Annotated in this window: 21 protein-coding genes; 7 read left to right on the forward strand and 14 right to left on the reverse strand. The window is 70.4% G+C overall.

Annotated features, from left to right (window positions below; all coding sequences use genetic code 11):
- Positions 1-3: 3 nt before the first annotated feature.
- From pxpB to ASD66_RS16730, 3 genes are read right to left on the reverse strand one after another with little or no spacing between them, the layout of a single operon-like run.
- The gene (gene pxpB, locus ASD66_RS16720; RefSeq protein WP_056891651.1) at positions 4-612 is read right to left on the reverse strand and encodes a 5-oxoprolinase subunit PxpB; all 609 of its coding nucleotides are present in this window, start codon (positions 610-612) and stop codon (positions 4-6) included.
- Positions 609-1388 (reverse strand): LamB/YcsF family protein, encoded by a 780-nt coding sequence (locus ASD66_RS16725; RefSeq protein ID WP_056891745.1) that lies wholly within the window; start codon positions 1386-1388, stop codon positions 609-611. The genes pxpB and ASD66_RS16725 overlap by 4 nt, the downstream gene beginning before the upstream one ends.
- 5 nt (positions 1389-1393) lie before the next feature.
- Positions 1394-2623, reverse strand: a complete 1230-nt coding sequence (locus ASD66_RS16730) for an NRAMP family divalent metal transporter (protein WP_056891652.1) — start codon at positions 2621-2623, stop codon at positions 1394-1396.
- 135 nt (positions 2624-2758) lie between these two features.
- Here ASD66_RS16730 and ASD66_RS16735 point away from each other — a divergent pair, with 135 nt between their 5' ends.
- Positions 2759-3466: a GntR family transcriptional regulator gene (locus tag ASD66_RS16735; protein ID WP_056891653.1), complete on the forward strand. Its 708-nt coding sequence runs from the start codon at positions 2759-2761 to the stop codon at positions 3464-3466.
- Positions 3467-3529: 63 nt separating this feature from the next.
- Complete coding sequence (locus ASD66_RS16740) at positions 3530-4180, forward strand: glyoxalase (protein ID WP_056891654.1); 651 nt, start codon at positions 3530-3532, stop codon at positions 4178-4180.
- A 65-nt stretch (positions 4181-4245) separates the two neighbouring features.
- Here ASD66_RS16740 and ASD66_RS16745 read toward each other — a convergent pair whose 3' ends face one another.
- The 7 genes from ASD66_RS16745 to ASD66_RS16775 form a co-directional block, all read right to left on the reverse strand.
- Positions 4246-5100, reverse strand: a complete 855-nt coding sequence (locus ASD66_RS16745) for an alpha/beta fold hydrolase (protein ID WP_056891655.1) — start codon at positions 5098-5100, stop codon at positions 4246-4248.
- Positions 5101-5148: 48 nt separating this feature from the next.
- A complete protein-coding gene (locus ASD66_RS16750; RefSeq protein WP_056891656.1) occupies positions 5149-6801 on the reverse strand; it encodes a long-chain fatty acid--CoA ligase in 1653 nt (550 codons plus the stop codon).
- 74 nt (positions 6802-6875) lie between these two features.
- The gene (locus ASD66_RS16755; RefSeq protein WP_056683805.1) at positions 6876-8273 is read right to left on the reverse strand and encodes a sensor histidine kinase; all 1398 of its coding nucleotides are present in this window, start codon (positions 8271-8273) and stop codon (positions 6876-6878) included.
- Positions 8270-9925: an FAD-dependent oxidoreductase gene (locus tag ASD66_RS16760; protein WP_056891657.1), complete on the reverse strand. Its 1656-nt coding sequence runs from the start codon at positions 9923-9925 to the stop codon at positions 8270-8272. The genes ASD66_RS16755 and ASD66_RS16760 overlap by 4 nt, the downstream gene beginning before the upstream one ends.
- Positions 9926-10025: 100 nt before the next feature.
- Positions 10026-10901, reverse strand: coding sequence for an RNA polymerase sigma-70 factor (locus ASD66_RS16765; RefSeq protein ID WP_056683811.1), 876 nt, complete (start codon positions 10899-10901; stop codon positions 10026-10028).
- Positions 10898-11491 (reverse strand): carboxymuconolactone decarboxylase family protein, encoded by a 594-nt coding sequence (locus tag ASD66_RS16770; protein WP_056891658.1) that lies wholly within the window; start codon positions 11489-11491, stop codon positions 10898-10900. The genes ASD66_RS16765 and ASD66_RS16770 overlap by 4 nt, the downstream gene beginning before the upstream one ends.
- An 82-nt stretch (positions 11492-11573) precedes the next feature.
- The gene (locus ASD66_RS16775; protein WP_056891659.1) at positions 11574-13025 is read right to left on the reverse strand and encodes a flavin-containing monooxygenase; all 1452 of its coding nucleotides are present in this window, start codon (positions 13023-13025) and stop codon (positions 11574-11576) included.
- Positions 13026-13138: 113 nt separating this feature from the next.
- Here ASD66_RS16775 and ASD66_RS16780 point away from each other — a divergent pair, with 113 nt between their 5' ends.
- Positions 13139-14887 carry a pyruvate dehydrogenase gene (locus ASD66_RS16780; protein ID WP_056891660.1) on the forward strand — a complete coding sequence of 583 codons (1749 nt, stop codon included), beginning with the start codon at positions 13139-13141 and terminating at the stop codon, positions 14885-14887.
- A gap of 148 nt (positions 14888-15035) precedes the next feature.
- Positions 15036-16118: a WD40/YVTN/BNR-like repeat-containing protein gene (locus ASD66_RS16785; protein ID WP_056891746.1), complete on the forward strand. Its 1083-nt coding sequence runs from the start codon at positions 15036-15038 to the stop codon at positions 16116-16118.
- Between the two features lie 28 nt (positions 16119-16146).
- Here ASD66_RS16785 and ASD66_RS16790 read toward each other — a convergent pair whose 3' ends face one another.
- Both ASD66_RS16790 and ASD66_RS16795 read right to left on the reverse strand, forming a co-directional pair.
- On the reverse strand, positions 16147-16938 hold the full coding sequence (locus tag ASD66_RS16790; RefSeq protein WP_056891661.1) for a hypothetical protein: 792 nt from the start codon (positions 16936-16938) through the stop codon (positions 16147-16149).
- Positions 16939-16959: 21 nt separating this feature from the next.
- A complete protein-coding gene (locus tag ASD66_RS16795) occupies positions 16960-17694 on the reverse strand; it encodes a sulfite exporter TauE/SafE family protein (RefSeq protein WP_056891662.1) in 735 nt (244 codons plus the stop codon).
- A 146-nt stretch (positions 17695-17840) separates the two neighbouring features.
- Between ASD66_RS16795 and ASD66_RS16800 the strand changes: the two genes are divergently transcribed.
- A complete protein-coding gene (locus ASD66_RS16800) occupies positions 17841-18407 on the forward strand; it encodes a dihydrofolate reductase family protein (protein ID WP_056683828.1) in 567 nt (188 codons plus the stop codon).
- Positions 18408-18428: 21 nt separating this feature from the next.
- Positions 18429-18815: a VOC family protein gene (locus ASD66_RS16805; protein WP_056891663.1), complete on the forward strand. Its 387-nt coding sequence runs from the start codon at positions 18429-18431 to the stop codon at positions 18813-18815.
- A gap of 34 nt (positions 18816-18849) precedes the next feature.
- Here the strand turns inward: ASD66_RS16805 and ASD66_RS16810 are convergent, their stop codons facing one another.
- Both ASD66_RS16810 and ASD66_RS24525 read right to left on the reverse strand, forming a co-directional pair.
- The gene (locus ASD66_RS16810) at positions 18850-19821 is read right to left on the reverse strand and encodes an HNH endonuclease signature motif containing protein (RefSeq protein ID WP_082599569.1); all 972 of its coding nucleotides are present in this window, start codon (positions 19819-19821) and stop codon (positions 18850-18852) included.
- A complete protein-coding gene (locus ASD66_RS24525; protein WP_056891665.1) occupies positions 19748-20062 on the reverse strand; it encodes a hypothetical protein in 315 nt (104 codons plus the stop codon). The genes ASD66_RS16810 and ASD66_RS24525 overlap by 74 nt, the downstream gene beginning before the upstream one ends.
- Positions 20063-20357: 295 nt before the next feature.
- Here ASD66_RS24525 and ASD66_RS16820 point away from each other — a divergent pair, with 295 nt between their 5' ends.
- Positions 20358-21185: an SRPBCC family protein gene (locus ASD66_RS16820; RefSeq protein ID WP_056891666.1), complete on the forward strand. Its 828-nt coding sequence runs from the start codon at positions 20358-20360 to the stop codon at positions 21183-21185.
- Positions 21186-21188: the final 3 nt, after the last annotated feature.

The following is a 21188-nucleotide window of genomic DNA, read 5'->3' on the forward strand; positions in this document are numbered from 1 at the left end:
TCGTCACCTCTCCACGAAGCGCACGCGGATGCCGGGCGAGAGCAGCGCCGGCGGGTCACGGTCGAGGTCCCACGCCTGGACCGGTGTGTGCCCGATCAGCTGCCAGCCGCCCGGCGACTCGCGCGGGTAGACGCCGGTGAACTCGCCGGCCAGGGCCACGGCGCCGGCCGGCACCTTCGTGCGGGGCGTGCTGCGGCGCGGCACCTCGAGCCTGTCGTCGGTGCCGACGAGGTAGCCGAAGCCGGGAGCGAAGCCGCAGAACGCGACGGTCCACTCCTGGCTGGTGTGGGCCTCGATCACGCCGCGCTCGCCGAGGCCGGTCAGGCGGGCCACCTCGGCCAGGTCCTCGCCGTCGTAGGTGACCGGCACCTCGACGTGGCCGGCGTCGGGCCGGGTGCCGCTGCGCGGGTCGGCGGCCAGCACGGCGCGGGCGACCCGGCGCAGGTCGGTGCGCTGCGGGTCGATGCGCAGCAGGAGGGTGCGGGCCGCGGGCACCAGGTCGACCACGCCCTCGGGTGGTGCGTCCACCAGCTCGGCGTACAACGCGAGCACCTCGTCGAGGTCGGCCAGCTCGACGAGGATGCCCTGGTCGGCACAGGGCAGCAGCTTCACGAGCCCTGCCCGTCGACGAACGGCGCGATGCGCACACCGGCCTCGTCGAGGCGGCGGCGTACGTCGGTCGCCATCGCCACCGCACCGGGGCTGTCTCCGTGCACGCACAGGGATCCGGGTCGCACCTCGACGACGGAGCCGTCGACGGCCTCGACCTCGTGGCGGGTGACCATGCGCTCGCAGCGCTGCGCCACCTCGGTCGGGTCGTGCAGCACCGCCCCGGGCTCGCGGCGCGAGACCAGCGTGCCCTCGGGGGTGTAGGCGCGGTCGGCGAACGCCTCGGGCACCGTGGTGAGTCCGGCCTCGTCGGCCAGGCGCAGCCACGCCGACCCGGGCAGGCCGAGCACCGGCAGGGACGGGTCGTAGCGGCGTACGGCGTCGACGACCGCGGCCGCCTGCTCCTCGTGGTGCACGATCGCGTTGTAGAGCGCGCCGTGCGGCTTGACGTAGCGCACGCTCGTGCCGGCAACATGGGCGAAGGCCTCCAACGCGCCGATCTGGTAGAGCACGTCGTTGGTCAGCTCGTCGGGCGCCACGTCGATGAAGCGGCGGCCGAAGCCAGCCAGGTCGCGGTAGCCGACCTGGGCGCCGATCACGACGCCGCGGTCGGCGGCCGCCCGGCAGGTACGCCGCAGCACGGTCGGGTCTCCGGCGTGGAAGCCGCAGGCCACATTGGCGCTGGTGACCAGGTCGAGCAGCGCGTCGTCGTCGCCGAGGGTCCACTGGCCGAAGCTCTCACCGAGGTCGGCGTTGAGGTCGATCGTCAGGTCAGTCATCTCGGTCACCACAGGTCCTTGATCCCGCCCAGCGACTCCCAGCCGAGGTAGATCGTCAGCATCCAGACGAGCACGCCGGCCGCCAGCAACCACTTCGGGTAGTGGTAGCCACCCAGCAGGTCGCCGGAACGCCGGAAGGCCACCCACAGGATGACGGCAAGGCCGACCGGCAGGATCAGGCCGTTGAGGGCACCGGCGAGGACGAGCAGCGTGACCGGCGCCTTGCCGAGGGCCAGGAACGCGACCGCGCAGGCCGCGATGAACGCGACGACGGCGTAGTTCCGGTTCTTGCTCGAGCCCTTGAAGGCACCGGAGAAGAACGACACGGAGGTGTAGGAGGCGCCGACCACCGAGGTGATGCTGGCTGCCCACAGGATCACGCCGAAGACACGGACGCCGACGTCGCCCATCACGTGCTCGAACGCGGACGCCGTCGGGTTGGCGTCGGACAGTGCCACGCCACCGGAGACCACGCCGAGGATGGCCAGGAAGAGCAGAGCCCGCATGACGCCGGTGACCAGGATGCCGGTGACCGACCCGCGGCTGATCATCCGGATGCTGTCGGTCCCGGTGATCCCGGAGTCGACCAGCCGGTGCGCGCCGGCGTACGTGATGTAGCCGCCGACGGTGCCGCCGATGAGGGTGGTGATGATCAGGAAGTCGACGTTGTCGGGGAGGACGGTCTGCTTGAGTGCCTCACCCGCGGGCGGGTCGGAGGCGATCGCGGCGTAGAGCACCATGCCGATCATCAGCACGCCGAGCACCACGACGATGCGGTCCATGGCGACGCCGGCGCGGCGGCTGAGGAAGATGCCGATCGCGATGATCGCGGAGATGGTGCCGCCGATCTTCACGTCGAGGCCGAACATCGCGTTCATGCCCAGAGCGGTGCCGCCGATGTTGCCGATGTTGAAGATCAGGCCGCCGAGGAACACGAGGACGGCCAGGAACCAGCCGGCGCCGGGGATGACCTTGTTGGCGAGGTCCTGGGCGTGCATCCCGGCGATGCCGATGACGCGCCACACGTTCAGCTGGACCGCGATGTCGACGACGATGGACAGCAGGATCGCGAACGCGAACGCCGCGCCGAGCTGCTCGGTGAAGACCGTGGTCTGCGTGATGAAGCCGGGGCCGATCGCGCTGGTGGCCATCAGGAACATGGCGCCGAGGAGGGCACCGCGTCCCGCCCGTGCGGCCACCGGGTTCGGTGGGGTGGTCGTCGTGCCGTTGTCCATGGAACTCGCCTTGCTGTCGGGGTCCGGTCTGACCTGTTCGCTGCCCTCGGGCTGTGCTCGTGGAGATGGGGGTCACACCAGAATGATGGATTGTTGAACAATTCGTCAATACCCCCATCTGTCTAGACTGTCCGCGTGACGACGAACGAGCGGGGAATCGGGTGGGTCGAGGAGCTCGGTGCCGAGCGCGCCTCACTGGGGCGGGCCAGCACCGCGCGCCGGGTCGCCGACGTGCTGCGGGCCCGGATCACCGAGGGTCGACTGCCCCCCGGAACCCGTCTCTCCGAGGAGGACATCGGCGCCGCGCTCGGTGTCTCGCGCAACACCCTGCGTGAGTCGTTCCGGCTGCTCGCCCACGAGCGCCTGCTGGTCCACGAGTTCAACCGCGGCGTCTTCGTCCGCAAGCTCGACGCCGACGACGTGCGCGACCTCTACGCGTTCCGGCGGATCCTCGAGTGCGGCGCGCTGCGTCACGCGACCCGCACCGAGGAGGCCGTACGCCGTACCGCCGTCGAGGCCGTGCGCCGAGCGGTCGAAGACGGAGAATCCTCAGCCACACAAGGGAACTGGGTCGACGTCGGCACCGCCAACATGGCCTTCCACCAGGCGATCGCACTGTTCGCGCAGAGCCCGCGGGTCGACGAGGCGATGCGCCACGTGCTCGCCGAGCTGCGCCTGGTCTTCCACGTGATGGCGGCACCGCAGACCTTCCACGAGCCCTACCTCACCGACAACCGCCGCATCCTGGGCCACCTCGCCGACGGCGAGTTCGAGGCCGCGGCGCAGGCCCTGGCCGCCTACCTCGACGCGGCCGAGTCCCAGCTGGTCGCCGTCTTCGAGTGACCGGCGACGCATCGGTCAGGAATCGAGAAGCACCGCCCGCGGGGCGCGCCTAGCGTTGCGGGCATGACTTCCATCGACACCTTCACCCTCGAGGTCGACGACCTCGCCACCGCCACCAACTTCTACGACGCCGCGTTCGGACTCTCCGGACCCGGCAGCCTGCTGCAGCTGCGCGCCACCGACGCCGCGACCTCCGGGTTCCGCGGCTTCACGCTGTCCCTCATCACCTCCCAGCCCGCCGACGTGGACGCCCTGGCCGAGACCGCGATCGAGGCCGGCGCCGAGGTGCTCAAGCCGGTCGCCAAGTCGTTCTGGGGGTACGGCGGCGTGCTCCGCGCCCCCGACGGGACGATCTGGCAGATCGCCTCCTCGTCGAAGAAGAACCACGGCCCTGCGACCCGCAGGATCGACTCCGTCGTGCTGCTGATCGGCGCCGACGACGTGCTGGCGAGCAAGAGATTCTACGAGGAGCAGGGCCTGGAGGTGGCGAAGAGCTTCGGCCGCAAGTACGTCGAGTTCGAGGCCGGTGCCGGTCGCGTGACGCTGGCCCTCAACGGCCGCAAGGCGCTGGCCAAGGTGGCAGGTGTGCCCCTCGAGGGCGAGGGCTCGCACCGCGTCGTGATCGGCACTGCTGCGGGTGCGTTCACCGATCCCGACGGCTTCACGTGGGAGTCGGTGTCCGTCGACGTACCGCGCCGGCCCGTCAACGGCTGACCGTGTGCCACCCCGCGTGGCGGCGTGCCCTCGCCGACGCCCACGCGCTCACGACCGTGGGCAGCTCAGGCGTGCTGGTCGAGCCACGCGATCACGTCGGCGGTGACCTCGTCGCGGTTGGTCTCGTTGAAGATCTCGTGGCGCGCGTCGTCGTACACGCGGACGGTCACATCGCCCAGCCCGACGTCGCGGTAGCGCTGCCCGAGCAGCTGGACCAGGTCGCCTCCGCCGGCCAACGGGTCCGCGCTGCCGGAGGCGATCAGGATCGGCAGGTCGCCGCGCACGGCTGACGGGTCGGCGAGCCGCGCGGCCGGACCGAACAGGGCGGGAATCGTCTCCTCGGGCAGGTCGAAGCCGGACAGCGGGTCGGCCACGTAGGCGTCGACCTCGGCCTCGTCGCGGGAGAGCCACTCGTAGCCGGTCCGGTTCTCGAAGGCGGCGTTGAACGCCTCCAGGCCGACCGGTCCCTCCGACTGGGCCAGCCCGGCCGCGAGCACGTCGAGGGCGGTCGAGCCCGACAGAACCACGCCGGCGTACTGCGCACCGTGCTCGAGGATCGCGGCCTGGGCGGCGAACGACCCCATCGAGTGGGCGACCAGGAAGAGAGGCAGGTCCGGGTGGTCCTCGCGCAGCCGGGCGCCGTACGCCGCCAGGTCGGCGATCAGGCCGTCGAAGCCGGCCGCACCGAAGTCGCCCGGCACGTCGGTGACCGACTTGCCATGGCCCCGGTGGTCGAGGCCGCGCACCAGGTAGCCGGCGGAGTTGAGCGCGGTGGCGAGCCGGTCGTAGCGGGCCAGGTGCTCGGCGACACCGTGCGCGAGCTGGACCACGCCGCGGGGTTGCGCCGCGTCGTTCCAGGCGTAGGTCGCCAACGCGATCCCGTCGACGGGCGACGTGAAGGTGGAGCGCTCGAAGGTCATGGCTGATCCGTTCTCTGCAGGGGTGGGACGGGACGGGTCACTGGGACCTCAGCGCGGCTTGGGGCCCTCGAGCTCCACGACGTCGAGCTCACCGGCTGCGTGCTGCGCGCGGATCACCTTCTTGTCGAACTTGCCCACACTGGTCTTGGGCACCTCGGCGATGAAGGCCCAGTGCTCGGGCAGCTGCCACTTGGCGAATCGGTCGGCGAGCGAGGCGCGCAGGGCCTCGGCGTCGGCGCCAGCACCCTCCTTCAGCACCACGGCGACCAACGGGCGCTCGTCCCAGGCGGTGTCGGGCACCCCGATGACCGCGGCCTCGAGCACGTCCTCGTGTGACATCACCGCGTTCTCGAGGTCGACCGACGAGATCCACTCGCCGCCCGACTTGATCACGTCCTTCGAGCGGTCGACGAGGGTGAGGTAGCCGTCGGGGGTGATCCTGCCGACGTCACCAGTGCGCAACCAGCCGTCGTGGAACTTCTCCGGGTCGACGGTCCGGCCGTCGGGTGAGTAGTAGGAGCCGGCGATCCACGGCCCCTTCACCTCGAGCTCGCCGAGGCTCTCGCCGTCGTGCGGCACGATGTTGCCGGCGTCGTCGATCAACCGCGCCTGCACCGACGCGGCAAACTGGCCCTGACTGATCCGATAGGGCCAGGCCTCCTCGGCGGTCGCCTTCGCGGGCGGGTGGGCCACCGAGCCCAGCGGCGAGGTCTCGGTCATCCCCCACGCGTGGAGGATCGGGACCCCGTGCTTCTCGTCGAACTCCTTCATCATCGCCGGCGGCACCGCGGAGCCACCGACGATCACCTCGCGCAGGTGGGTGATGTCCTGCGGGTGGACGGCGAGCTGGCCGAGCACGCCGGTCCAGATGGTCGGCACGGCGGCGGCGAAGGTCGGCTTCTCGACCGCCATCATCTCGAGCAGCGGCTCGGGCTGGAGGAACCGGTCGGGCATCAGCAGCGAGGCGCCGCACATCAGGGCGGCGTACGGGATGCCCCAGGCGTTGGCGTGGAACATCGGCACGATCGCCAGCACGTTGTCGCGCTGCGAGAGGGCCATCCCGTCGGTGGTGCAGACGTGCATCGAGTGGAGCACGCTCGAGCGGTGGGAGTAGGCCACGCCCTTGGGTTCGCCCGTGGTGCCCGAGGTGTAGCACATGGCCGCGGCCAGGCGTTCGTCGACGACCGGGAAGTCGAACTCCTCGGAGTGCGCCGCCAGCAGGTCGTCGTACGCATGGACCGTGACGCCGGCGGGAGCCTCGAGGGCACTCGCGTCGCCGTTGGCCACGATCACGTGCTGCACCGACCTCAGGCCCGGCAACAGGGGTCCGAAGAGCGGCAGCAGCGAGCCGTCGACGATGACCACCTTGTCCTCGGCATGGTTGGCCACGAAGGTGAGCTGCTCGGGGAACAGGCGGATGTTGAGGGCGTGCAGCACCGAGCCCATCGCCGGAATCGCGTTGTAGGCAACGAAGTGCTCGTTGTTGTTCCACATGAACGTGCCGACCCGGTCGGTCTGCTCGACCCCGAGTCCGCGCAGCGCGTTCGCCAGCCGACCGGCCTGGCGGCCGACTTCCCCGAAGGTCATCCGGCGCACCTCGGACCCGGTCCAGGTGGCGACCTCGGCGTCCGCCTTCGACGTCATCGCGTGGCGGAGGATGGTGGCCAGGGACAGGGGCTCGTCCTGCATCGTGCTCAACATGGGCCATCATGGCCACACTTCCCGCTCGAGCGCACCACCCTCCGGGAGGAAATGTGCAGCCTTCGGGGAGCTGGTCAGCCCGCAGGGCTCGACGAGGGTCGCTTCGGCAGGCGCACGCGGAACACCGTCCGGCCCGGTTCCGACTCGATCGTGATCTCGCCGCCGTGGCGTTCGACGACGATCCGGCGCGAGAGGTCCAGGCCCAGGCCGGTCCCCTGCCCGACGTCCTTGGTGGTGAAGAACGGCTCGAACGCGTGCGCCTGCACGTCGTCGGGCATCCCCGGGCCGGAGTCGACGATCTCGACGACCACTCCCTCACCCTGTGCGCGCGTCGACACCCGCAACGTGCCGACGCCCTCCATCGCGTCCACCGCGTTGTCGATCAGGTTGGTCCACACCTGGTTCAGCTCCGCCGCGGTCGCCTCGATCTGGGGTACGTCGGAGCCGTAGTCGCGCACGACGGTGATGCCACCCAGCTTGTGGCCCAGCATCACCAGGGTGCTCTCCAGTCCCTCGGTCAGGTCCATCCGCTGGACCGAGGCCCGGTCGAGCTGGGAGTAGGTGCGCACCGCGGCCACCAGCTCCGAGATGCGCCGCGTCGACTCCTTCACCTCCGAGAGGAGTGCCGAGGTGGAGAGCGAGCTGGCCACCCACCCGAGTCCCGCGGCCAGCGGGCCACCCTCGAGCACGACAGCCACCCGGTCGCACCACGCCACGTCGACGCCGGCGGCGGCGAGGTGGGAGGCGACCTCCCACTCCCGTTCGACGCCGTGCGCGGCGAGCCAGTCGGAGAGCGCGTCCTCGCGATCGGCCACGGCCAGGGGATCGGCGACGGCCGGCGGCGGTTCGATCTCGCGGCGCAACGTGTCGAGCTCCACGAACTGGCCGGCGGTGATCGGTCCCTCCGCGAGCCGGGTCAGCGAGGACAACAGCTCCTCGCAGGTCTCCGCGAGGGCGTCGACCGCCCGGGTGGCGGCGGAAGCCGGGTTGTTGATCTCGTGCGCCAACCCGGCCGCGAGCGTGCCGAGGGCGACCAGCGCCTCACGCTGGCGGGTCCGCGACTCGATGCTGCGCACGGTGTTCATCAGTCCGCTGATCATGTGGACCCCGAACGGGAACCAGGCGTCGGCGAGCCCACGAAGCCGGTCCGCCGGCACCCGGAGCAACCGTCCCGCGGTGTCCCCGCGACCCGTGGCGGTGTAGATGCCGTGCGGGTCCCAGGCCTGGAACCCGCCGGCCCATTGGCCGGGGGTCGCCATCCTGCCCATCAGGGTCTCCTCGTGGCCGACATGGCGGGTCAGCGTGAGGGAGCCTTCGAGGAGCACCCACCAGTCGGCGGCCGGGCGGGCCTCGCGGAACAGCTCCTCCCCGACCCCGAAGGCGACCTCGTCGCCGGCATCCAGCAGCTGACGGAGCTGGTCGTCATCCAGCCCGTCGAAAAGTGCGATGGCCCGCACGGCGTCGAAGCTCATGTCGTCGCCAGGTAGCGGTGGACCAGGTAGACCGACATGGCGCCCTCACCCACGGCGGAGGCGACCCGCTTCATCGAGTCCAGGCGCACGTCACCGGCGGCGAACACTCCGGGCACGCTCGTCTCCAGGGCGTACGGCGACCGCGGCAACGGCCACTGCCCGGCGTGGGCAGAGGCGAGCAGCTCCTGCCCGGTCAGCACGAATCCCTTGTCGTCACGTGCCACGGAGTCGCCGAGCCACGCGGTGTGCGGCACCGCACCGATGAAGACGAAGAGCCACGACGTGGGCACCTCCGTCGTCGTGCCACGGGCCCGGTCGGCCAGGGTGATCGCCTCGAGGTGGCCGTCGCCACGGGCCGCCACCACCTCGGTGCCCAGCTGCACCTCGACGTTCTCCGCGCCACGGATCCGGGCGACGAGATACTGCGACATCGTGTGCTCCAGAGCATCACCGCGCACCACGAGCACGACCCGCTTGGCGTAGCGGGCCAGGTTGAGCACCGCCTGGCCGGCGGAGTTGGCCGCGCCCACGACGTACACCTCCTCGCCGGCGCACTCGACAGCCTCGCTCGCGGTCGCCCCGTAGCGGGCACCGTGCAGGCCGAGCCCGTCGAGGCCCTCCGCCTCGAGCCGGCGGTAGGAGACGCCCGTGGCGACCAGCAGCGACCGCGCCTCGATCTCGCCGGAGTCGAACCGCACCGCCCGGACCGGGCCGCGTGTCTCGAAGCCCACCACGTCACGCGCCAGCACCATCTCCGCACCGAACCGCGACGCCTGGGCCACCGCCCGGTGGGTGAGGTCGGCACCGGTCAGGCCCTTCGGGAAGCCGAGGTAGTTCTCGATCGCCGCGCTCTGGCCGGCCTGCCCACCCGGGGCGTCCCGCTCGACCACGACGGTGCTCAGGCCCTCCGAGGCCGCGTAGACCGCCGCCGCCAGGCCGGCTGGCCCGCCGCCGACGATGCAGAGGTCGTAGAGCGGTTGCTCGGCCCTCGTGCGCAGGCCGAGCGCTTCGGCCAGGTCCAGGGTGGTCGGCGTGCGCAGGGTGTCGTGGTCGGGAACCAGCACGAGGGGCAGGTCGGCGGCTCCACCACCAGCGAGGGCGAGGAGCTTGCGGGCCTCGTCCTCGCGCTCGATGTCCAGCCACCGGTAGGGAACATGGTTGCGGGCCAGGAAGGTCTTGAGCTCGTGGCTGCGGTCGGACCACCGGTGACCCACGACCCGCACGGTCGCGGCGTCGTCGGGGTGGTCGCTGCTCCAGTCGTCGAGCAGGTCGTCGACCACCGGGTAGAGGTGCTCCGCTGGCGGGTCCCACGGCTTGAGCAGGTAGTAGTCCAGCCCGATGTCGTTGATCGCCTTGATCGCCACGTCCGTGTCGGCGTACGCCGTGAGCAGGAGCAGCTTGGTGTCGGGCGTGAGGAGCCGCACCTGCTCGAGGAGCTCGATACCGGTCATGCCGGGCATCCGCTGGTCGGAGGCGACCAGTGCTACCGGCCGGGCCCGCAGGGCCAGCTCGGTCATGGTGGTCAGCGCCTCGGAGCCGGACGTGGCCCGGATGATCGTGTAGTCGCCGCCGTAGCGCGTGCGCATGTCCCGCGCGATGGCGCGGGAGACCCCCGGGTCGTCGTCAACCGCAAGGATTGCGGGTTTCGCCATCGCAGCACCCCTCCAGGACCACCATCGAAGGTATCGGCGCCGACGGCGATCGCGTGGGTTTCGCTCCCGACCTACCCGATTCTGGGGATGCGGGTCATTGTCAGCGGCTGAGCTCGACCTCCTGGAGGATCCGGGACAGCTTCTCCGGGTTGCGCAACGCGTAGATGCCGCTGACCAGGCCCTCCTCGACGCGCAGGGAGACGACGCTGTCGAGCTCGTCGTCGATCCACACGACCAGGGCCGGCCATCCGTTGACCGTCACCGTCTCGGTCCTCGTGGCGCTCGCGGCAAGGACGGCGAGCCCGGCCCTGAGCAGGCGGCCCACCTTGTCGGCCCCGCACACCGCGTTCGGCACGGCCTGCTTGATGCCGCCGCCGTCGCCGAGCACGACCACGTCAGGAGCGAGGATGTCGAGCAGGTCTTCGATCTCGCCGGTGGCCACCGCCCGTTGGAACGCCTCCAGCGCTCCCTGGGTGTCGGCCCGCGAGACCGCGCCGCGCGGCTTGCGCTCGGCGACGTGTGCCCTTGCCCGACTGGCGATCTGGCGTACGGCGGCCTCGGACTTGCCGACCGCCTCGGCCAGCTCGTCGTAGCCGAAGTCGAACACGTCGTGCAGCACGAACACCGCGCGCTGGGTGGGGGTGAGCGTCTCGAGCACCAGCAGCATCGCCATCGACAGGCTGTCGGCCAGCTCGACGTCCTCGGCGATGTCGGGGCTGGTCAACAACGGCTCGGGCAGCCACTGCCCGACGTACTCCTCACGGCGGCGGGACGCCGTACGCAGCTGGTCGAGCGCCGCACGGGTGACGATGCGGACCAGGAACGCACGCGGGTCACGCACCTCGGCCTGGTCGACCCGCGTCCACTTCAGCCACGTCTCCTGGACGACGTCCTCGGCGTCGGCCGCCGTCCCGAGCATCTCGTAGGCGACCGTGAAGAGCAGGCCCCGGTGGGTGACGAACGGGTCTGTGGTCACGACGCCGACACTACGGGTCGCGACGGTGCGGCGAGGGGCGCCAGCCCGCAGGCCTCGGCGAACTCGGCGGACCTGATGCCGAGGGCGACGTTGCCGCGTGCGGTCATGTTCATCATGCCGACCCGCGAGGTCAGCTCGAGCAGCCCGGCGGCACCGAGATCCTCGAGGAGGGCGGCCGCCAGCTCGTCGGTGACGGCCACCGGGAGCTGGCACATCGCGACGGCGTACTCCATCACCCGGCGCTCCACCGGCGTGAACGCGTCGGACTCGCGCCAGCGCGGCACCTCGCGCGCCTTCGACTCGTCCAGTCCCTTGTCGTGGGCCAGGAAGTAGTGGAAGTCGAGGCAGAAGCTGCACCCGATCTCGGCCGCCGCGGCCATCGCGGCGAGGGTGGCCAGGGTGCGGTCGAGCTTGTCCCACTTCTCCACCTTGGCGCCGAACTTCATGCTGTCCTTGAAGATCGCGGGGTGGTGCCACATCACCTCGGCACCCTCGGGCACGCTGCCCATCTTCTTCTTCATCGCGAACTTGAGGATCCCGCCGTAGATGCCGTCGAGGGGCTTGCGGGGGATGCGGGTCGTGCCGTTCATCGTGGTCTCCTGTCGTCGGTTACGACATGAAGACGCCGGCCATCGTCGATCTGTGACAGTTCGTGCTGACCGGTCCCGCAGATCAGTGCACGGACTCGTAGTCGGCCGGGTCGAACCTGGCCTGCCGGCGGTACTGCACGCCGAGCCACGGCCAGTTGGTCGTGATCCGTCCGTCGGCCTGGCGGTACCACGAGGCGCACTGGCTCCAGACGCTTCCGCGCAGCTCCTGCTGCACGCGGTCGTCGTACGCCGCCTCGACGTCGGCGCGCACCTGGAGGGGAGCTCCCGTCGTGGCGAGGTGCTCGACGTAGTCACCGAGGTGGTCTGCCTGGGCCTCCAGGAAGTAGATGATCGAACCACCTCCGGTGTTGGTGTTCGGGCCGTACATCACGCACAGGTTGGGGAAACCGGGCACCGTCATGCCGTAGTAGGCGTGCGCGCCCGTCGCCCAGGCGTCGGCCAGGCTGACGCCGTCCGGACCCTCGATCCTCATCGGCGCGAGGAACTCGGTGGCCTTGAACCCGGTCCCCCAGACCAGGACGTCGGTCTCGTGCTCGCGTCCGTCCGCGGTCGTGACACCGGTGGGGGTGATCGCGGTGATCGCCTCGGTCACCACGTCGACGTTCGGCTGGGCCAGCGCCGGCAGGTAGTCGTTGGAGAAGAGGATCCGCTTGCAGCCGATCGGGTAGTCGGGCCACACCTTCTCGAAGAGCCCTGGCCGCGACTTGGTCTGACGGCGCATGTGGAACTTCGAGACTCGCTTCAGCACGCGGGACAGCGGCTTGGAGTAGACCCACGCGACGCTGAGTCCCTCGACGACGCCGTACCACGTGCCGCGTTCGGCCAGCTCGGTCGCGGGCACCTTCTCGAAGACCTTGTGGTGGGTCGCGCTGAACTCCCGGTCCATCCGCGGGATGATGTACGGCGCACTGCGTTGGAACAGCGTCACGTGCGCGGCGTCCTCTCGGATGTGCGGCACGAACTGGATCGCGCTGGCGCCCGTGCCGATCACCGACACACGCTTGCCGGTCAGGTCGACGTCGTGGTTCCACTCCGCCGAGTGGAAGCTCTCGCCGGCGAAGGTCTCGCGGCCGGGGATGTCGGCGTACGCCGGCCGCGACAGCTGGCCGACCGCGGAGACGAGCACGTCGACCTCGATCGGCTCGCCGCCGTCGATCTCGACGGTCCACCGTCCGGTCGTGGCGTCGTACGACGACCCGAGCACCTCGGTGCCGAGCCGGAGGTGCCGGCGCAGGTCGTACTTGTCGACGACGTGGTGGATGTAGTCGAGGATCGCCGGCTGCCGCGAGAAGCGGTGCGGCCAGCGCGGGTTCGGCTCGAACGAGTAGGAGTAGAACGGCGAGGGCACGTCACAGGCCGCGCCGGGATAGGTGTTCTCGCGCCAGACGCCGCCGACGTCGTCGGCCTTCTCGAGGAGCACGAGGTCGTGGAAGCCACGCTTCTTCAGCTCGATGGCCGCGGCGAGACCGCCGAAGCCGGTCCCGATGATGGCGATGGACGGGTTCGCAGGCATTGGCTGATCGTGGCACGCCCGCCGACCCGTCGCCAGTTCCAGTTGACCTGTCGCCAGTTGTGGGTGCCCAGCGCATACTCGAAGACCAGTTGACCCCAACGAGAGGAAGCGTCGTGGCCCAGGAGCTCGCCAGCCAGTTCGTGGAACAACTGCAGTCCGCAGGAGTCCAGCGCATCTACGGGATCGTCGGTGACAGCCTCAACCCGATCGTCGATGCCGTGCGCCGCACCGGTGGCTCGGCCAAGGGCGGCATCGACTGGGTGCACGTGCGGCACGAGGAGGCCGCGGCCTTCGCGGCGTCGGCCGAAGCACAGCTCACCGGGAAGCTCGCCGTGTGCGCCGGATCGTGCGGCCCGGGCAACCTGCACCTGATCAACGGCCTCTACGACGCCAACCGATCGGGGGCACCCGTCCTCGCCCTGGCCTCCCACATCCCGAGCCGCCAGATCGGCAGCGGCTACTTCCAGGAGACCCACCCGGACCGGATCTTCACCGAGTGCTCGGTCTACTCCGAGCTGGTCAGCACCACCGACCAGGCGCCCCGCGTCGTCCGCGACGCGATCCAGCACGCAGTCGCCAGGCGCGGCGTCGCGGTGGTGACGCTCCCCGGAGACGTCGCCGATCTGGAGGCGTCGGCCCCGACGCCGTCCTGCCGTCCCGTCGAGCCGGGAGCGCTGCACCCCGCGCCGGAGAGCGTGCGGCGGCTCGCGGACGCGATCAACAAGGCCGACAAGGTGGCGATCTTCGCCGGCGCCGGCGTGCAGGGCGCCCACGACGAGGTGATCGAGCTGGCCGCGAGGATCAACGCACCGATCGGCCACTCGCTGCGCGGCAAGGACTTCATCCAGTTCGACAACCCCTTCGACATCGGGATGACCGGGCTGCTCGGCTACGGCGCCGCGGCCGAAGGCATCGAGGACGCCGACCTGCTGCTCCTGCTGGGCACCGACTTCCCCTACGACCAGTTCCTCCCGGACACCCCCACCGCCCAGGTCGACCGGGCCGCCGAGCACATCGGGCGCCGTACCGAGGTCGCCGTACCCGTCCACGGCGACGTCCTGCCCACCCTCGCCGCGCTGCTGCCGCTGGTCGAGGCGAAGAAGAGCGACCGGTTCCTCACCCGGATGCTCAAGAAGCACGACAAGCTGATGAACAAGGCCGTCGGCGCGTACACCCGCAAGGTCGACAAGCTCGTGCCGATCCACCCGGAGTACGCCGCGTCCGTGCTCGACGACGTGGCCGACGAGGACGCGATCTTCACCGCCGACACCGGCATGTGCAACGTGTGGACCGCCCGCTACATCCGGCCCCTGGGCACTCGCCGGCTGATCGGCTCCTACCTCCACGGATCCATGGCGAACGCGCTGCCCCACGCGATCGGCGCCCAGATGAGCCATCCCGACCGGCAGGTCATCTCCGTGTCCGGGGACGGCGGACTGTCCATGCTGCTGGGCGAGCTGGTCACCGCGGCGGCGTTGAAGATCCCGATCAAGGTCGTGCTGTTCAACAACTCGACGCTCGGCATGGTGAAGCTGGAGATGCTGGTCGACGGGCTGCCCGACTTCGGGGTCGACGTCCCCGACACCAACTACGCGGCGGTCGCGCAAGCGATGGGCTTCCACGCCCAGCGGGTCGTGCAGCCGACCGACCTCGAGGAGGCCTACCGGGCCGCGTTCGCGCACGACGGGCCGGCGCTCGTGGAGATCATCACGGACCCGCAAGCCCTCTCCCTGCCGCCCAAGATCACCAGCGAGCAGGTCTTCGGCTTCGCCACCGCGATGTCGAAGATCGTGCTCAACAAGGGTGCCGGCGAGGCGGTCAGCATGGCGCGCAGCAACATGCGCAACCTGCCCCGCCGCTGATCCTGGTCAGCGTCCGCCCAGCCCGGTGTAACGCGGGGTTATGGTCGCTCCACACGCGTTCTGACACGGGCGAACCGTCAACAGCACCGCGCCAGTGCCGCCGTACAGGCTCTGGACAGACGTGGTCACGCGCGGCAAGGTGCCAAGCATGCGCATCCTCCTCGGAACCCTCGCCCTGGTCGTCAGCTCGCTTCCGTTCGGTACGCCGGCCGTGGCCGCCGCCCCGCACGATCGCGGGCACTCGGAGCCCACGTGGAGCGAGTCAGTCGTCGACGCCGACCAGAGCTTCCGTGGCCTCGACGCGGTCGACGACCGGACGGCGTGGGTCAGTGGCGGCAGCCTGACCGACGGCGGGCCGGGCAAGGTCTTCCGCACGACCGACGCCGGCGAGTCCTGGCAGGACGTCAGCCCGCCCGGCACCGAGGGACTGGGCTTCCGCGACGTCGAGGCGAGCAGCGCCAGGACCGCTTCCGTGCTGGCGATCGGGCCCGGCGAGGCGTCCCGGATCTACCGCACCACCGACGGTGGGACGACCTGGACCGAGACCTTCCGCAACACCGAGGAGACCGCGTTCTACAACTGCATGGACTTCTATCCCGGCGGCAAGCGTGGCCTCGCGGTCAGCGACCCGGTCGACGGCAAGTTCCGCATCATCGGCACGCACGACGGCGGCCGGTCATGGCAGGTGATGTCCGACCGTGGCATGCCCGACTCGACCGGTGAGTTCAACTTCTCCGCCAGCGGTGACTGCCTGGTGATCAACGGCCGCCACGCCTGGTTCGGCTCGGGCGGCAGCATCTCCCGGGTCTTCCACTCGACCGACTTCGGGCGCACCTGGGAGGCCACCGACTCCACGATCCCGGCCGGCGAGGCGGCAGGCGTCTTCGGCCTGGCCTTCCGTACGCCGGGCGAGGGCCTGGCCGTCGGGGGCGACTTCTCCGCACCCGACAACGGTGTCGACGCCACGGCGATCACCACGCGACGCGGCGACTGGCGCGGTGCCGGCGATCTGGCCCACCTCGGCGAGGACGCCGCGTGGATCCAGGGCCGTCACCACACCGTCGTGGTGGTGGGTGAGTCCGGTGACGTCGCGGGCAGCAGCATCAGCCTGGACGGTGGCCTCAACTGGGAGCGCTTCTCCGAAACCGGTTTCCACACCCTCGACTGCGTGCGTCGTACGTGCTGGGCGGCCGGAGGCAACGGCCGGGCCGCCACCCTGCACCTGCGCTGACTCCCCGGAACTCAGACCGTGCGAGCGGTCAGCGTCGGCTGAACCAGCGCCGGCGGCGCGGGGCTTCCGGCACGGGGTGCAACAGGGCGGAGCCCAGCACGCGGGCGACTTCCGGCACCCCGGAGACGGTGACCGCCTCGTTGGCCAGGTCATGACCGTGCAGCCACCAGTGGACGTCGACGGCAGGGCCCTCGACCACGACGGCGGGCGCCTCAGGGGACACGAGCCGCATCTCGGCTGGCATGACGTTCTCGGGCCAGCTGAGCCCGACGTGCCACGCCTCCCCCGTGTCGCTGGTCCGGATCTCGACGATCTCGGGCAGCCACTGGACCTCGGCCTCCGGAGCTGCCCAGTGCCCGAGCGCCCGGTCGATGCCGTCGGCGGCCACCTCTGCGGTCAGCGGCGGCGTCGCCCGACCCGCGGTCAGGCTCGCCGCGTGCGCGACGGTGATCGCCTCATGGGCGAGCAGCCTGGCCACCTCGGCCGTCGTACCCGGTCGCCCGAAGTAGTCCAGCGTCGTGTCCGGTCCGGCGGCCCTCAGGGCGGTCTCGAGCCTGCCGAGCTCGGCGGCGATCCCGGCCACCAGCTCCGCATGAACCGAGGGTGCGTCGACGTCGTCGCGCCGGCTCCAGTGGTCGTCCGGGTTCTCCAACGACCATGCCCAGATCTCCAGCGTGGCCCAGTGGTCGGCAACCGCCTGACGCACCGTCGTGGACGCCGGCGGCAGCCTGTCGTCGGGCTGGAGCAGCCCGAGGCTGGCCGCGCCCGCGCGCCCGTGGAGGTCGAGCAGGTCGAGGTGCTCGGAGAAGGAGACGGTCACGTCACGAGCCTAGAGGGCAGCTCAGGCCACGAGCAGGCGCACCAGGATCAGCGTCCCGGCGGCGAGGCAGGCGCAGGCCACCACCTTGCGCAGCGCCTCGCCCGGCACCCGCGTCGCCAGGAGGGCTCCGCCGAACGTGCCGAGAGCGGCCACCACTCCGAGCAGGGTCCCGAGGCGTACGTCGACCAGGCCGGTCTGCAGGAAGCCGATCGAACCGGCGACCACCACGGGCAGCTGGACGGCCTGACTGACCGCGACCGCCTTCAGCGGCGCGACTCCCAGCAGGAGCAGGATCGGCACGAGCAGCACCGGCCCACCCGTGCCGGTGAGCGCCGAGCCGAGGCCGACGAACGCCCCGATGCCGACCAGGGGCACCGTGCCGAGCTCGCCGACGTCCAGGTGTCGAGCGCCGGGGAGGAGCTGGTTCACGCCGACGAGCAGGGTCAGCGCGGCCAGGCCGAGCATGAGGGCTGTCGCGGGCAGGCTGGCGCTGACCAACGCACCGAGGAACGCAGCAGGCACGACGCCCACCCCGAGTCGGCGCAGCATCGGCCAGGGCACGACGCCCTGCCGGGCGTAGGCGATGGTGCCGACCACACCCGTGAAGAGGAACGCCCAGGTGCTGGTGGCGGTCGCCTCGTGGACCGACAGATCACCCAGTGCCACCAGGCCCGGCGGCAGCAGGACCCCGCCGACGCCGACCATGCCGATGAGGGCGCCGATGACGAGGGCGAGCAGGCCCAGGGCGACTGCCACGGTCGGTTCTCCTTCTCCAGGTCAGACAGCACACGGAACATGCGACATTACGACGCGATGAGTTCTCGGCTGACTGGAGGTCTGTTCATCCAGGAGCCTCCACCGCACCGGTGTGGCAGGCGAGCCTTGACCCAGGAGGAAACGACATGTCCGAGCTGCTGGTCGACTACATCACCTCACTCGACGGGTACGGCGCGGCCGAGGGATGGCCGGGCTTCTGGGGCATGGAGAGCCCCGAATACCTTGCCTGGCTGGGCGAACAGCCCGAGCACATCCACCTGATGGGCGCCAACACCTACCGCCTGATGCACGGCTTCGCCGCCCAGGGCGAGCCCGGCACCGACGTGATGGCCGACTTCCGGAAGGTGGTGTTCTCCTCGACCCTGAGCGAGCCGCTGGAGTGGGCGAACAGCACGCTCGTCTCGACCGATCCCGTGGAGGCCGTGCGCGAGATGAAGGCCCACGAGACCATGCCGATCGCCACCCTCGGCAGCCTCACCCTGTGTCGCTCGCTGCTCGCCGCTGGCCTGGTCGACAGGTTCCGGGTCGTGGTCTTCCCGGTGATCACCGGCGCCACCGGCCAGGAGCGCATCTACGACGGCTACCCCGACGTCGCGCTCGACCTGGTCGAGAGCCGCACCTTCGAGGGCGGGCTCCAGCTCCTGACCTACCAGCCCCGAGTGTTGGACGGACCTCCCAGCACAGGCGCATGATGCATGGAGGGAGGTCCAGGGATGAGTGAGCTGACGCCGTACCTCTGCGTGGGCGACGCCCGCGCCGCGATCGACTGGTACGTCGACGCGCTCGGCGCACAGGTCGTCTACGACCCGATCGTCATGGAGGACGGTCGCATCGGCCATGTCGAGCTGGCGATCGGCACAGCCCGCTGGATGATGGCCGACGAGTTCCCCGAGTCCGGCGTCGCGCCACCGGACCCCGCTCGCGGGTCGGCGGTCAGCCTGCACCTGGTCGTCGACGACGTGGAAGCGGTGGTGGGCCGCCTGCTCGCGGCAGGGGTGACCATGGACCGTGGTCCCGAGGACTCGCCGCCTGCCGGCAGGGTCGCGGTCTTCCGGGACCCGTGGCACCACCGCTGGTTCCTGAACCAGTCCACGCCCTGAGGCCTGGGCTGATCTCTCCTGCACCCGGGTCGGCCTAGGTGCGTCTGGTGAAGCGGATGGATCCGTCGGGGTGTCGTTCGTGGTGGTAGGCAGGGTCGTGGACCCGGTGGTGATGGTGGCAGCAGAGCAGCACGCCGTCCTTGACGGTCGTCTTGCCACCCTTGGACCAGGCCTCCAGATGGTGCACGTCGCACCACTCGGCGGCCACGTCGCACCCGGCGGCACGGCACCTCTTGTCGCGGAGCCTGATCACCTTGCGTTGAATCGGGTTGTGGAAGCGGGAGCCACGCCCGGCGTCGAGGACCTGCCCAGCGCCACCGAGCACCATCGGATAGATGGTTCCGTTGCACGCCAACCGGCGGGCGGTGGCCGCGGTGATCGGGGTGTCGTCGTCGTAGCCGAGTCCGGCGGAGGAAAGCTCGGTGCGCAGCTGGTCGAGGGTGATCGTCACGATCACCGTGGTCGCATCACCCCCGTGGTCGGGCAACCGGTGCGGGTCGACACGCTCCAACAGGTCTCCCATCGCCCGGGCCAACAGCGTGTTGTAGGGCACCCGGCGACCATCAGCCTCCGCCGCCTGCTTGCGTGGCTGGGCGAACGCCTCGAGGTAGCGCTTGAGTCGCTTGGCCACCGCGTCGGGCAGGCGCGCGCTGATGCGGGTGGTGCCATCGCCCTGGGGACGCAGTGACAGCTTCGCCTTCTCCGCGGCGAGCTTGTCCTCCTCGGCCAACCGCTTCGCCTCACGCTCCTCGGCGGAGTCGGGGTCGACCACGTCGGCCAGGTGTCGACCCAGCCGGCGCAATCCGGTGGGATCGAGTCGCTTGGCCTCGGCCAGCAAGGTCCGCTCCGCCTCGACGAGCTGGGCGCCCGAGAGCTCATCGCGGACCTCGTCGAGGGCGTGCGCGATGGCACGGGCCTGCTCCAGGTTCACCTCACCGGCCCCCAAGGCAGCAGCAACCAGGAACCACCGTTGCGCGAGCACCGCGGCCAACGACTTGGTCGGCATGGACGGCGCGCTTGTCCAGGTTCTGATCGTGGCTCAACCACGACGCCGCACTCTTCGCGCCCGCATCATCGGCCACATCGCCGGCGACGGCCAACACGCCCAACCGCACCGCAGCCAACTGAGCCTCCGCCGCCACCAGACCCCGCATCAGCTCACGCTTCTGCGGCATCGGCACATACAACGGATCGAACCCCGCCAACTCCTCGATCGCGGAACGCACTGCCGCCAGACTGTCGGTCATCGGGTGCACACTCACGGTCGTCCTCCACAGCGCAGGTTGGTCTTCACTGCGACGCCGGAGGCCCCGAACCGGGACTATCACTCACCGTGGTGCATCTGACCCATCACCCTTCGCCCACGAAGGCCCAGAAACCCGGGCCCGGCCATTTCGGATGATGAAGTGCCCTCATCGTACGCCCGTTCGGAAACAGGCACAAGCCATTCTTCCAGATTCTTCGATGACAAGTGTTTCGGTCACCGACACCCAGCATGCCCGCCGCCACCGACACCTCAGGCGCCAGTGGTTTGATGGAGTGATGGTGATCCATGACGAGATCTTCATAGCCGCACCTCCCGAGCGGGTGTGGGAGCTGACCGAGGACGTCGAGGGCTGGCCGGCACTCACTCCGACCATGACCTCGGTGGGGCTGACCTCTGACGGCCCCCTCGGCCCGGGCTCGACCGCACGCGTCAAGCAGCCGCGACTTCCGTCAGCCACCTGGACGGTCACGGACCTCGACCCACCCAGGCGATTCGCGTGGCAGACCCGCTGCAATGGCGTCCTCATGACCGGGAGCCACGAAATCGAGCCGACAGGGGGCGGCTGCCGCAACCGTCTCTCCCTCGAGCTCGAGGGACCCGGCGCAGGCGCGCTCGCGACAGTGGCCAGACCTGTGCTGCACAAGGCGATCGCCACGGAGAACGACGGATTCCGTCGGGCCGCCGAGGGCCTGAACAGACCGACGTACGTCGACGAGCACCGGGTGGACCTCGACGTGCAGGCCACGCAGGCCTGGCCGGCGGTCGTGGGCTTCGCCGAGCACCTGACCGGGCAGGAGCACGCCCTCCTGTCCCGCGCCCTGGGACTCGAGCCGGCCGCCGGGTTCTCCGTGACCCAGCGGGAGGCACCACGAATCCTGGGCCTGACCGGTCGGCACCGCTTCTCGCGCTACGCGCTCGACTTCCGGCTGGTCGACGTGCCCGGCGGCAGCGAGCTGTCGGCGGTCACGTACGCCGACTTCCCCGGCCCACTGGGATTCGCCTATCGCAGTGCGGTCATCGGCACCCGCGGCCACGTGCTCGCCGTACGCCGGATGCTGCGCAAGATCGCGGCGACTGCGAACGGCGATGTCAAGCACCCTTGACTG

This window comes from Nocardioides sp. Root151, assembly GCF_001427925.1.
GTDB lineage: Bacteria > Actinomycetota > Actinomycetes > Propionibacteriales > Nocardioidaceae > Nocardioides.

Bases quoted from the DNA above. Each gene is read 5' to 3' on its own strand.
- ASD66_RS16820 (WP_056891666.1), top strand. From the start codon at position 20,358: ATGGTGATCCATGACGAGATCTTCATAGCCGCACCTCCCGAGCGGGTG.
- ASD66_RS16730 (WP_056891652.1), bottom strand. From the start codon at position 2,623: ATGGACAACGGCACGACGACCACCCCACCGAACCCGGTGGCCGCACGG.
- ASD66_RS16775 (WP_056891659.1), bottom strand. From the start codon at position 13,025: ATGCCTGCGAACCCGTCCATCGCCATCATCGGGACCGGCTTCGGCGGT.
- ASD66_RS16770 (WP_056891658.1), bottom strand. From the start codon at position 11,491: ATGAACGGCACGACCCGCATCCCCCGCAAGCCCCTCGACGGCATCTAC.
- ASD66_RS24525 (WP_056891665.1), bottom strand. From the start codon at position 20,062: ATGACCGACAGTCTGGCGGCAGTGCGTTCCGCGATCGAGGAGTTGGCG.
- ASD66_RS16805 (WP_056891663.1), top strand. From the start codon at position 18,429: ATGAGTGAGCTGACGCCGTACCTCTGCGTGGGCGACGCCCGCGCCGCG.
- ASD66_RS16800 (WP_056683828.1), top strand. From the start codon at position 17,841: ATGTCCGAGCTGCTGGTCGACTACATCACCTCACTCGACGGGTACGGC.
- ASD66_RS16755 (WP_056683805.1), bottom strand. From the start codon at position 8,273: ATGAGCTTCGACGCCGTGCGGGCCATCGCACTTTTCGACGGGCTGGAT.
- ASD66_RS16810 (WP_082599569.1), bottom strand. From the start codon at position 19,821: ATGCCGACCAAGTCGTTGGCCGCGGTGCTCGCGCAACGGTGGTTCCTG.
- ASD66_RS16750 (WP_056891656.1), bottom strand. From the start codon at position 6,801: ATGTTGAGCACGATGCAGGACGAGCCCCTGTCCCTGGCCACCATCCTC.
- ASD66_RS16725 (WP_056891745.1), bottom strand. From the start codon at position 1,388: ATGACTGACCTGACGATCGACCTCAACGCCGACCTCGGTGAGAGCTTC.
- ASD66_RS16785 (WP_056891746.1), top strand. From the start codon at position 15,036: ATGCGCATCCTCCTCGGAACCCTCGCCCTGGTCGTCAGCTCGCTTCCG.
- ASD66_RS16760 (WP_056891657.1), bottom strand. From the start codon at position 9,925: ATGGCGAAACCCGCAATCCTTGCGGTTGACGACGACCCGGGGGTCTCC.
- ASD66_RS16745 (WP_056891655.1), bottom strand. From the start codon at position 5,100: ATGACCTTCGAGCGCTCCACCTTCACGTCGCCCGTCGACGGGATCGCG.
- ASD66_RS16740 (WP_056891654.1), top strand. From the start codon at position 3,530: ATGACTTCCATCGACACCTTCACCCTCGAGGTCGACGACCTCGCCACC.